The organism is Entomomonas sp. E2T0, from assembly GCF_025985425.1.
Taxonomy (GTDB): Bacteria; Pseudomonadota; Gammaproteobacteria; order Pseudomonadales; family Pseudomonadaceae; genus Entomomonas.
In genome coordinates this window covers 2066669-2079239 of record NZ_CP094972.1, presented here as the reverse complement: position 1 = coordinate 2079239, position 12571 = coordinate 2066669, and the positions used below count along the sequence as shown (strand labels likewise).

Below are 12571 nucleotides of genomic sequence, written 5' to 3'. Positions count from 1 at the left end.
AAACACTATATAGCCACTAGCATATTAAGCAACCTTATAATAACACTAATCTTTAGCTTACCTAACCCAGACTATAGTAAAAATAGCTTAATGGACTGTTTGATACAGCTTCACATTACGAAACTCAGAGGGCTCTAATAAATCAGGTAACGTTTCTGATTCCATAGTAGCTAATAACTGATACTGCTTATGTTGAAAATTTTTTACTCTTGAGTCAGCTAATAATACATGGTCTGCCTTGCTAGGAAATACATCTAACCATGAAAAATTATCGCGATCATATAAAATATCTGCTGCAACAATAAGATCATAGTGATCATCTGTCATCGTAAAATCAGCTAAATAATTTAACTTAGCTCCATTTAACTGTGCATTCGCCCGACAGGCTTGTAAAGCAACAGGGTCTAAGTCACACACTGTCACTTCTTTAGCACCAGCAAGGCTTGCAGCAATTCCCACACAACCAGAACCAGCGCCAAAATCCAATATTCTTTTATTAGCAACTAACTCAGGGTTTTGCAGTATTTTTTGACATAGTGCAGCACCGCTACTCCAACAAAAACACCAATAGGGTGGCTGTTGTAAAATACGCATTATTTCAACACTGTCAAAAATTTTTTGTTGCATATTGTTGGGAGAAATTAACCATAATCGAATCGTTGTACCAGCCACCTGCTGTACTTCTAATACAGCATCTGGAACAATTGATTGTAAATAATTGGTTAATGAATCAAGTATTTTCAAGGAGTTAATTCCAAAATAATACCTTTTAAATCCTGCTGGGTTAATTGCTGCTTATGCCAAGGTGTTAAATAACCAATGAGCTTTCCTGCTTGGGTAACACGTCCACGCAACTCTAAGGCATGAAATGATAACGCTTTGTCCAGCTTAAAATTGACCTGAAAAGTTAACGCATTACCATTACCTGTATAATGATCTGTTGCTAATAATAGTTTAGGTTTATTGTCATTATCTAAAGCAAATAACGCTAACTCCAAATTACTTTTATTGGGGATATTTAACACCACCCCTTCTAACTGAAGCTGTCCTGTTTTACCTCTATAAGAAGCATTTCCGTCATCTCGAGTACAGGATAGTAACAAACTGCTCAATAATAATAGCAAAGCGATTTTATAATATTTTTTCATAACCTCAATGACTTAATAATGTTAATAATATTAAATCTATCAATGTTCACAATAGACTACAAACTGTCCATTAAAAGTTACTGCTTCCTTGCCTTCATACATAATGACTGTATTCAGTGCTAAACGGCCTTTTTTATGACGCTTGAAAACCTTTTCAAATTTTGCCCACTCTTTTTCATCAGGTGGATAACAAATGGCTATAGCATCACCTAATACAGGATGAGGATAAACTATTTGTCCTTCTTGTATAACAATATGACCATCGGTAATGCCTAACTCTTTCAAATAGAGATGCATCCATCCCCAACCTGCGAGTACAGCACCACAATATAAGCTACCACCAAAGGCACTACTCATATGATTAATATTAGGAGCTAATGGCAGTGTAAGTGATAGTTTTTTATCTTGCCAACTTACTACTTTTACTTGCAATGCTTGGGTAAGAGGTATTTCTTCATTAAGCACATTCTGCAAATAGTCACACACTTCGGTCATTACTTATTCCTTAAAACAATACCTTGCTAAAGGTACTGTATCTTAAACTTATTACACTGATTAAATAGGGAAATGAATATAAAAACAAGCGCCACCTAAACTAGAGTCACCTATTTCCAAATAACCACTATAACCCTCTAAAATGTCCTGTACTACCGCTAAACCAATACCTTGACCTGGGTTTAAACTATCACCTCGAACGCCTCGCTGTAATACAGTTTTACGTTTATTAACAGGTACACCAGGACCATCATCTTCTACCGTTACTAATACTTCTTTATCCGTAACCTTGCCACTAATACGTACTGTGGTTAAACAAAGACGATAAGCATTTTCTAATAAATTACCAAATAATTCCAATAAAGCGGCTTCTTCAGCATGTAATTTTAAATCATGGGAGAGATCAATAACACTTATTACTTCTTTATCGGCATAAACTTTATTTAAAGTAGACGTAAGGGAATCAATCAATGGACGCAAACTGATTTGTTGCCCAATTAATGCTCCTTTCCGTTGGGTTGCACGTTGTAACTGGTAACCAATTTGCTGCCCCATCCTTTCAATCTGCGCCTGCATAACTGCCAATTGATTGATAACACTATTGTCTTTTTCTTTGATTTCCTCAATGGTATTTTGTAATACTGTTAAAGGGGTCTTTAAACTATGGGCTAAGTCGCCTAACGTATCTTGATAACGCTCACGTTGCATTCGTTCAGTGGTTAATAACCGATTTAAAGAACGAGTTAGACGATGAATTTCACTGGGTACATTTTCATCTAGTTGCTCACGTTTACCCGCTTCAATATCATCTAATTGCGACCTTAAGCGACGTAAAGGTCTTAAACTCCACGTTAAACCTATCGCTAATAAGGCTAATAAGCAGCTTAATGCAACGACTAACCATAACTCAAAACGCCTTAAAAAACTGGTTTTTAAAATATCATACTCAGTCACAGGCTCCATGGTGATAACACTAAAATCTGGGCCACCTAAATTGATTTCTTTGTCGTATACATAATAATGACGGCCTAAAGAATCAGTCGATAACCTAAAATCTGCTTTATTGCCCTCATTGGATAATAAATCAGTGGCTAACTTGGTGTTAGAGTCTTTATCTTTTGTCTCTATTGAATCGGCTGGCCAGATCTTATCACCCTTTTGGGTATAGAAATAACCAAACTGGTTACCTGTTTTACCTGTGGTTAAACGTAAATCTTGTAACGTATTGGGTAACGTTAATTCACCATCTACTACTTGTGCAGCCGTAATTAGTTCGTTGGCACGCTCTTCTAAACGTATATTAGAAAATTGTCGAACCGCTTGGTCAAATGACTCACGCATAATCGGCATTAATACCGCTAAAAATGCCACTAATAAAATAGCCGAACAGACTAATAATCGTACTCGAAAAGAGCGTAACATTAAGAGCAGGACTCCGTGAATAAATAACCCTGTCCTCGTACTGTTTCAATAGGCTGAATACCACATTGGCTTTCTAATTTACGACGTAAACGACCTACTAATACTTCTATCACATTACTATCGCGCTCTTCTTCATCTTTATAAAGCTGCTCCATCAAACGCTCTTTAGCCACTACTTGCTGGCTATGACGCATTAAATATTCTAATAGACGATATTCATAAGCAGTTAACTGCAAAGGTGTTTCATTACAAAAAGCGCGTTTTCTATTTAAATCAAGCTTCAATGAACCAAGGGTTAGGATAGGTTGCACAATACCTGATGCACGTCGATTTAATACATTTAAACGTGCTTCTAACTCTTCAAACTGAAAAGGCTTAACCACATAATCATCAGCCCCTGTACTTAATCCTTCTACCTTATCTTGCCAACTACCACGAGCCGTTAAGATTAAGATCGGAAAGGTATATTCTTGATCACGTAATTGTCGAATAAGTTCTAAGCCATTAGTACCAGGTAAACCTATATCAATCACCGCAATGTCATAATGATTATCTTTCACTGATCGCAGTGCTTCATCAGCGTTTGCCACTGAACTAACAATATGTCCTAAATCGGATAAACGTACTGTTAAATGGTGTCTTAACAATTGCTCATCTTCTACAATTAATATTTTCATTATGTTCCCACTATTAATTTATATAGCTATTTATTATTTAGCCGCGCATAAAGCCATGTTCTCTTAATAAAGCCTCCGTCACACTAGATGACTTCTCTTCACTTTCATTTGCTTTAGTCGCTACTAACAATCGCTCTAAATACCGTGCTAATAAATCTACTTCTAAATTTACTAATTGCCCTACTTTATAAGTACCAAAAATAGTTTCTGCTAAGGTTTGCGGAATAATATTCAGTTCAAAATCACAATCATTCACTGCATTTACCGTTAAACTTGTGCCATCAACTGTAATCGAACCTTTGGCAGCAATATATTTAGCTAACTCTTGGGGTGCTCTTAACTTAAAGAAAACAGAACGTGCTGCTTGTTTAATCTCAACAATTTGCCCCAAACCATCCACATGACCACTGACTAAATGACCACCTAAACGAGTGGTTGGTGTAAGTGCTTTTTCTAAATTAACTTTTTGACCTACTGTTAAATCTTTAAACGTCGTACAACGCAGTGTTTCAGCACTTACATCAGCCCAAAACCCCTGCTTAAGTAACTCAATAACGGTTAGGCATACACCATTGACAGCAATACTATCGCCTAGTTTCACATCAGTTAAATCAAGTTTACCTGTGGTAACTTGTAATCTTAAATCACCTTGTAAAGGTTGTAACTGTTGTATATTGCCAACTGCTTCGATGATACCTGTAAACATATTTATTCAACCTATCAATACTGTAGCAAAAATAATTAATAGTCGACATATTAATTCATTACGCATTATTCTACAAAAAAAGGCTAAGTTGTGTACAACTTAGCCTTTTTAATAATTATCTTAATATTACTTAAAATAACCCTTTAACCCTTGCTCAGCCTCTGCTAATTCTTGCTTTGCTTCGGCTAATTTCTTTTGCTTTTTAGCAATTTTTTTAGCATCACCTTTAGCTTGCGCTTCGGTCAACTCAGTTTGACGCTCAGTTACTTTTTGTTGCTTCTCTGCAATATCCTTTTCTAAATCTTTACGTAAACCAGCATCTGTACAATGTGCCTTCACTTCTGACAATGCTTTTTCTAATCCTGCTACTCGATGAGTATTACCATGCGCTTTTGCATAACTAATTTGTTCTTGAATTTTTTGTGCTTTCAACGAACAACCTGTAGTAGTGTCAGCATAAACAAATGATGACATTGTACAAACAGCCCCTACTAAAGTAATTTTAACTAGGTTCTTAAACACCTTAGTCTCCTTATTAATATCAATTTCAATAAATCCAACACTAACCAATTATTTTTAAAACAATAAGATAAAAAACAATCTGTTTAGTTACGATTTCTACATTAGACTAATCAGTTCATAATTCCTAGCACAAATTAGCTTTATTCTTTACAAATTATTAAAGTAATTAATTTCTTTAGCTTACTCAGTGCCTAGATGATATACATTTACTTTACCGCTAGAACTGGAAACAACTCTAACCTTATCACCTATCTTAAATGTTTCGCCCTTCTCAGGCACAACAATGACAGTAAAACTATTACCATTATCTTGACGAACAGCCATTTTTAGCCCTTCATCTTTAGTCAGCTGTCTTTCCACACCTGCTCCAGCAAAGCTACCACCAATAGAACCAGCCGCAGAGCTAATGACTCTGCCCCAACCACTACCAATGGTACTACCTAATACACCACCTAGAATAGAACCTGTTAATGTTCCTTTCCATGAGGAAGCACCATCAATATTAACAATGGCAATATCTTCAACAGTACCTGTTAATGTAGTCTGAATACGATTGGCCTCACTATTGGCATAAGTTTCTTTACCATTATTAGAAGAACAAGCTGCTATAAATAGCATCATCATTAACAATACTGCTATTTTTTTCAAATACATAAGTTCTCTCCACGATCAAGCATGGTAGTATTAAACACCAGTTTGTTATTTTTATCATTAGTCTTTTAGTAAAAGGCTAAGCCATATTGTTAATTTTTGTAATTAACATTAACGTTTGGGTAACACAACGGTGACTTGTAATCCGCCTAATTCACTACGATCCAAACTTAGCTCTCCCTGCCAACTTTCGATCATGTCTTTCACAATACCTAAACCTAAACCATGGCCAGCTGTTTGCTCATCTAAACGAACACCTCTACTCAATACTTCTTCATATTGGTTTTCACTAATGCCTGGTCCATCATCATCAATAACTAACTGATAATGATCTGCCTCTTCCGTAATAATAAGCCTTACTTTGCCTTGTGCCCATTTACAGGCGTTATCTAATAAGTTGCCTAATAGTTCTAAAATATCATCTTTATTCCAAGGCAATCTAAGAGCTTCTGGCACATGCCATTCCAATGCCACTCGCTCATTGTGTACCATATGCAATACTTCAATTAGCGTTGGCAGCTCTTTATCACACACAAAATAAGAAGCCGGCAGTACATCCCCAACTATTTTCGCTTTATTAAGCTCTCTCACCAATAATTGCTCTATTGCTTCTAATTGCTCCTTCATGAGCAACTTAACTTTTGGAATCTTATCAAACTCAGGACGCGCCATTACACTCATTAGTACAGCCAAAGGTGTTTTTAATGCATGCCCTAAATTGCCAAGCGAGTTCCGTGAGCGTTTTAATTGATTGCCTGTATAAATGAGTAGTTGGTTAACCTGCTCAACTAGTGGTTTCAACTCAACAGGTACTTCTTTATCTAAGCTTGTTCTTAAACCACGTTGTAACTGTTCGATTTCTTCGCGTATTTGGCCTAAGGGGCGTAGTGCTTTAAAAATAACAATCCGTTGTAAAACCACAATCATTAATAAAGCTAATACAATGCCTACAACGCCCCAATATTGAATACTTTGAAAGGAAGTTAAAATCGGCTCATAGTCTCTTGCAATTGTAACTTTTACATCATAACCATATTTTTGAAAGTCAGCACGAAAGGTAAGTAATCGTTGATTATTAGGCCCTGCTACTAGTTTTGGTAGTAACCCTTCCTGATTAGCTGTTAAAAACTCAAAATCCCACAGAGAACGAGAGCGCCAAATATTACCACCTGATTCAATCACATAATAACGCCCTGAATAAGGTCGCGTATAGATAGGATTAATACGATCATCATTCACATAAATAGCTTGATTATTACGCACTACTGCAGTTACTAAATATTCTGTTTCTTCCTGTAAGTCATGTTCAAAATAGTTACGTAACCCTGTATCAAATAACAAAATACCTAATTGCGTTAAGATTAGTCCTACCATTAAAATAGCACCAGCTAATCCTAAATTTAGCCGCCGCTGGATGGATTTCAATGATCTACTCCGTTATAGCGGTAGCCTTGACCACGCTTAGTCTCAATAATATCTTTACCTAATTTACGACGTAAATGATTGATATGTACTTCGATAACATTAGAGTCACGTTCTGTCTCACCATCATAAATATGTTCATTTAGATGAGTTTTAGACAGTATCTTACTTGGATGCAACATAAAATAACGTAGTAGCTTGAACTCTGAAGCGGTAAGTTCTATTTGCTCATCACCATTAATCACTACTTGCAACGATTCATCAAGCTCTAACCCTTGCACCACTAATTTAGTATCATTAGTTACGCCTTTAGCACGACGTAATAAACCTTGAATACGTAATAATAATTCCTCAGGATGGAAAGGCTTAACTAAATAGTCATCAGCACCAGCCTTTAATCCTTCAATTCTTTCAGACCATGAAGAGCGAGCTGTTAAAATAAGCACGGGCACTGTTAATTTTAATTTTCGCCATGACTGTAATACTTCTAAGCCAGAAACACCTGGTAATCCTAAATCAAGTATGACCGCATCATAAGGTTCACAAGCACCTTGTACAATAGCATCACGTCCATCTGCCAACCAATCTACGGCATATCCTTGACTGTGAAACATAGCTAATAATTCGTCGGCTAAAGGTACATGATCTTCAACTAATAATAAACGCATCCTGTATTTACCCCTTATTGACTTTTAATAATCCGAACTAGCATTTTAATAATACTTAAGCAATGTTCCTAACAACCATCATACAAATACTATTGAAACACTTTATATAAGTATTAGATTACCCAGTAGAGCTTAATCTAAACTTAATATATTGTGTTAATTAATTGTTTTAAATTGATATCTACCCTCATTAACAGATACTCGTAATGGTTGATGAGTGGTATTAAACGTATCATAGCCCTGTTTTAAATTTAACCAAAAACCATACCAAGGATGCTTTTTCATTTTGCGCATATTATTTTCAGTTAAAGCAAAAGGATAAGCATGCACCTGAATACCCGTCTGTCCATTAGCAAAAGCCTTGTACATCAAGGTATAAATTTCTGACATACGTGCATTGGTCATGGCATAGCAACCTACTGACGCACACTCACCGTGTACCATCAATAAGCTACCGGTACGATTATAATAACGATCGTATTGATTGGGGTAACCTAAATTAAAGGATAGAAAATAACTACTATTAGGATTTAAAGCACTGGCAGGCACAGTATAAAATCCTTCTGGTGCTTGATGATCACCATTTTTAAGTTTTGGCCCTAGTTTTCCTGAGAAACGACAAATAGAGTAGGTTTTAAATAATACATATTTATTATCTTTTTTTATCCACACTTCTAAAATAGAAGGTACTTTAAAAATACGAATTAAAATAGGGCTACCTAACTGCAAACCTCTTGCTTCAAGCTGTCTTTTTAAAGCAGGTGTATATTGGCTTATAACATTACTCGCCCGCGTACTATTTGGAATATTGGGGCTAGTAGCCATCGCTAATGTTGTATTAGCTTGCTTATCCTTTACAATATAGTCATTAATAAGTTGTGGTGCTTCTTTGATAGGAGGTAATAATTGACTAGCCACCCTATCATTGACTACTAGACTTTGCCCGATTGGTTGTGAAACTGGATTATCTAACCATTGTGCTTGAATGGGAGTCCCCCATACACTAGCTAGCAGACAACCGACTATAGCAACAACCAACAATCCTTGTTTTACTGAAAACTGTTTAAACATCATATCGTTATTTACGACCACTGAATCAATCAACTCACTTATATAAAGCTAATAAACCATTATTTAGCAAGCTAAAAACCCTTATAAATAATAAAATATTAGCACTAACATGCAGATCATTATAAGGAGTTGCATCAATTTGTCTCCAGTCTTTTTTATCAAAATTATTTATCATCAGCGTTTAATCTGGCATAATTGAAAAATTTTCTTAATTAGTAATCATTTTTAATATAAAAGAGTCGGGCTAAACCGACAGGAATTCCACATGAGTCAAACTACCATTTTCACCGATATTAGTATTGCACAACTTATTGAAGAAGCTATTCAACGTAAGGAAGGTGAATTTGCCGCTAATGGGTCATTAGTGGTTCAAACAGGTCGTCGCACAGGCCGCTCCCCTGCTGATCGCTTTATTGTTGAAGAACCAAGCACAAAAGATAAAATTGATTGGGGTACTGTCAACAAACCATTTCCTGCAGATAAGTTCGACGCCCTTTGGCAACGTGTAGAATCCTATATTAATGAACAAGATCACTTTGTTTCTCATGTCCATGTAGGTTCTGATCTTAACCATTACTTACCAGTTAAGATGACCACAGAAACAGCTTGGCATAACCTCTTTGGTCGCGCTTTATTTATTAATCCAGAACAATATAACCCTCATAATATTGATGAGTGGCAAGTATTAAACGCGCCTAACTTTGTTTGTAACCCAGAGCGTGATGGCACTAACTCTGATGGCGTAGTAATTCTGAACTTTGCTCGTAAGCGCGTATTACTTGCAGGTATGCGTTATGCAGGTGAAATGAAAAAGTCAATGTTTGCTGTGCAAAACTACTTATTACCAGAAAAAGATGTATTGCCTATGCACTGCGCCGCTAACATGGGTGAACAAGGTGATGTCACTTTATTCTTTGGTTTATCAGGTACTGGTAAAACTACCCTTTCTGCAGATGAAAGCCGTTATTTAATTGGTGATGATGAACATGGTTGGGGTGTTGGTACGGTATTTAATATCGAAGGCGGTTGTTACGCTAAGTGTATTGATTTAACTGAAAAGAATGAGCCTGTTATTTGGAAAGCTATCCAATTTGGTACCGTATTAGAGAATGTGGTTTTAGATAATCAACGTCAACCAGATTACACAGATGATAGCCTAACCCAAAATACTCGTGCTTGCTACCCACGTGACTTTATTGCCAAACGTGCTGAAGAAAACAAAGGTGGCGAACCGAATGCAGTTATCTTCTTAACTTGCGACTTAACAGGTGTATTACCTCCTGTATCCATCTTAAATAATGAACAAGCAGCTTATCACTTCTTATCAGGTTATACTGCATTAGTAGGTTCTACTGAAATGGGTTCTGGTAGCGGTATTAAATCTACTTTCTCTACCTGTTTTGGTGCGCCTTTCTTCCCACGCCCACCTCGTGAATACGCAGAACTATTAATTAAGCGTATTAATTCATTTGGCTCTAAAGTATACCTTGTAAACACTGGCTGGACTGGTGGTGGTTATGGTGTTGGTAAACGTTTCAGCATTCCAACTACCCGTGGCGTGATTGCGGCCATTCAAAGTGGTGCATTAATTGGTGCTGAGACTGAACATTTAGATATCATCAACCTTGATGTACCTAAAGCCGTACCAGGCGTTGAAACTAACTTACTTAACCCTCGTAATACTTGGGCTGATACTGCTGCCTATGATGAAGCAGCAAGCGAACTGGCTAGCAAATTTATTGAAAACTTCAAGAAATTTGAAGTTTCTGATGAAATCCGTAATGCAGGCCCTAAGTTATAATAGTTTTAAGCTAAATAAAAAGCCCTCTTTTTAAGAGGGCTTTTTTATAGCAAGCAATTCTTTACTACTAACTCTCGAATCAGTGTCGCTTTACCAAAGCCTAGCCCTCCTGTAATAACAAATAAATGCTTTGTACTTTTCATAATTAATCAATAATTGACAATCCAACCACTCTCACAACCTTTAAATAAATCAAGCTTAGGGTTATACACTTCAGTTGTTACATTCATTGCTCCTAATACTGTATGAAATAAATTATCATGAGAAGCTTCTTTATTTTTTGCACTGGCTAACATACAAGATTTATCTATCTTATTATCCGCTAAAAAATCTTTTGATAACCAGAAAATCATCGGAATATGGGTTTGTTCTTTAGGAGCTATACTATAAGGCATACCATGTAGGTAAATGCCATTCTCGCCTAACGACTCGCCATGATCTGAAGCATAAAGCATAGCCGTTGAGAATTTATCAGAATGCTTTTGCAATAGCTCTATCGTTTCATTTAACACATAGTCTATATTCACAATAGTATTATCATAGGCATTAACCAACTCTTCTGTAGTACACGTCTCTACGGCATTAGTACTGCATGCTGGAATAAATTTCTCCTGCGCTTTTTGATAACGTCGATAATAAGCAGGCCCATGGCTACCATTGGTATGCAACACGATAACAGTATCATCCGTACGTTCATTAATATAATTGTCTAAATTATCTAATAAATGTATGTCATAACATAAACCATCTGGACAGGATTCCTTTGGATAAATATCTTTTAAACGGATTGATGTAATCCGATCACAAACACCTTTACAACCGCCATCATTTTCTTTCCAAAGAACATTAACACCTGTTCTATTTAGAATATCTAATAAATTATCCTGACGTTCAGCAACACTCTCTTTATAGCGATTCTTTGGCATTACCGAAAACATACAAGGTACAGAAACGGCCGTAGCAGTACCACAAGAACTCACCTGTGCAAAATTGATAATATCTTGCTGTTTTAATAATGGATTGGTTTCTTTAGAATAACCATTTAATGAAAAATTCATTGCTCGTGAAGTTTCCCCTACCACAATAATCATTAATTTTTTCTTGTGATCCGCTAGTTGCTCACGTTTAGCATCCTCACCAACATGTATAAAGGGTAACTGTTTTTTGAATAGATCTTTACTATAACTAATCAAACCATGAACATAATTACTGGGTGTTATTAACTTAGTAATTTGGTTATTGGTTTTTTCTCTAATAAAAAAAGCATATTGGTTATACATTGGGTAGGACACAGCCACTAAAACAATAATTGATAAAGTAATATTAGCCAATCTATAAGCTACTGATCTTGCAAAAGATACTTTATTAACTTTAACTAAAATAACAAAGATACTGGGTAATACTGCAAACACTAATAACCAGATGACTAACTTAACTGTAATTAATGCACCAGCTTCACCAGGGTTAGTTTGCATGACATTCTGTATCATGTCTTTATCTATATAAATATTATACAAATAAGAAAAATAGTTAGCGCCAGCACTACAAAACAGCAAAATAATAATCAGTGGCTTTCTTAAAAAACCTACTAAAATAATTGAAAATAGAATATTCAGAAAACAGAAGATAAAAATAAAAAAAGAGCCAACTAATAAATAGTCTGTAAAGCTATCCATCTCTAGTAATTGAACAGTTTTATAAAAAAAAGCAATATTTTGAAAAAGTACAAAGAAAACTGCACAAACAATGACAAAAACTAAGCTGTTACAAGATAGTCTTTTAAAATTAAACATATTAAATAATCCAGCATCTTAAGTTAATAAATAACAAAAAATAGGTTAACCCTAGTGATGCAAAAAATAGCAGACGGCATGTCGAAAATATGTTTAGGGATTGTCAAAAAAATATTTATAATGTTAAAAATAAACAATAAGTTATTTTTTATAGCTATTTCTATGCATTTTTAGACAGGGTGAATGACTGAAGAC

The 12571-nt window shown here is 35.7% G+C and carries 13 protein-coding genes; 1 reads left to right on the top strand and 12 read right to left on the bottom strand.

Annotated features, from left to right (window positions below):
• Positions 1 to 87: 87 nt before the first annotated feature.
• The 11 genes from MTZ49_RS10015 to MTZ49_RS09965 form a co-directional block, all read right to left on the bottom strand.
• Positions 88 to 744, bottom strand: coding sequence for a class I SAM-dependent methyltransferase (locus MTZ49_RS10015; protein WP_264745414.1), 657 nt, complete (start codon positions 742 to 744; stop codon positions 88 to 90).
• The gene (locus MTZ49_RS10010) at positions 741 to 1148 is read right to left on the bottom strand and encodes a hypothetical protein (protein WP_264745413.1); all 408 of its coding nucleotides are present in this window, start codon (positions 1146 to 1148) and stop codon (positions 741 to 743) included. Before MTZ49_RS10010 ends, MTZ49_RS10015 begins: the two co-directional genes overlap by 4 nt.
• Before the next feature lie 39 nt (positions 1149 to 1187).
• Positions 1188 to 1643, bottom strand: a complete 456-nt coding sequence (locus MTZ49_RS10005) for a thioesterase domain-containing protein (RefSeq protein ID WP_264745412.1) — start codon at positions 1641 to 1643, stop codon at positions 1188 to 1190.
• A gap of 60 nt (positions 1644 to 1703) precedes the next feature.
• Positions 1704 to 3065 (bottom strand): ATP-binding protein, encoded by a 1362-nt coding sequence (locus tag MTZ49_RS10000; protein ID WP_264745411.1) that lies wholly within the window; start codon positions 3063 to 3065, stop codon positions 1704 to 1706.
• Positions 3065 to 3742, bottom strand: coding sequence for a response regulator (locus MTZ49_RS09995; protein WP_264745410.1), 678 nt, complete (start codon positions 3740 to 3742; stop codon positions 3065 to 3067). The genes MTZ49_RS10000 and MTZ49_RS09995 overlap by 1 nt, the downstream gene beginning before the upstream one ends.
• 37 nt (positions 3743 to 3779) lie before the next feature.
• Entirely contained in the window at positions 3780 to 4448 is a 669-nt protein-coding gene (locus tag MTZ49_RS09990) for a riboflavin synthase (RefSeq protein ID WP_264745409.1), read from the bottom strand.
• Positions 4449 to 4574: 126 nt separating this feature from the next.
• On the bottom strand, positions 4575 to 4970 hold the full coding sequence (locus MTZ49_RS09985) for a DUF1090 domain-containing protein (RefSeq protein WP_264745408.1): 396 nt from the start codon (positions 4968 to 4970) through the stop codon (positions 4575 to 4577).
• Positions 4971 to 5150: 180 nt separating this feature from the next.
• Positions 5151 to 5624 (bottom strand): glycine zipper 2TM domain-containing protein, encoded by a 474-nt coding sequence (locus tag MTZ49_RS09980; RefSeq protein ID WP_264745407.1) that lies wholly within the window; start codon positions 5622 to 5624, stop codon positions 5151 to 5153.
• 108 nt (positions 5625 to 5732) lie between these two features.
• Entirely contained in the window at positions 5733 to 7046 is a 1314-nt protein-coding gene (locus MTZ49_RS09975; protein WP_264745406.1) for an ATP-binding protein, read from the bottom strand.
• A complete protein-coding gene (locus MTZ49_RS09970) occupies positions 7043 to 7711 on the bottom strand; it encodes a response regulator transcription factor (RefSeq protein WP_264745405.1) in 669 nt (222 codons plus the stop codon). Before MTZ49_RS09970 ends, MTZ49_RS09975 begins: the two co-directional genes overlap by 4 nt.
• A gap of 156 nt (positions 7712 to 7867) precedes the next feature.
• A complete protein-coding gene (locus tag MTZ49_RS09965) occupies positions 7868 to 8785 on the bottom strand; it encodes a L,D-transpeptidase family protein (protein ID WP_264745404.1) in 918 nt (305 codons plus the stop codon).
• A gap of 262 nt (positions 8786 to 9047) precedes the next feature.
• Between MTZ49_RS09965 and MTZ49_RS09960 the strand changes: the two genes are divergently transcribed.
• Positions 9048 to 10583, top strand: a complete 1536-nt coding sequence (locus MTZ49_RS09960; protein ID WP_264745403.1) for a phosphoenolpyruvate carboxykinase — start codon at positions 9048 to 9050, stop codon at positions 10581 to 10583.
• Between the two features lie 149 nt (positions 10584 to 10732).
• Here MTZ49_RS09960 and eptA read toward each other — a convergent pair whose 3' ends face one another.
• Positions 10733 to 12376: a phosphoethanolamine transferase EptA gene (eptA, locus tag MTZ49_RS09955; protein ID WP_264745402.1), complete on the bottom strand. Its 1644-nt coding sequence runs from the start codon at positions 12374 to 12376 to the stop codon at positions 10733 to 10735.
• Positions 12377 to 12571 lie beyond the last annotated feature (195 nt).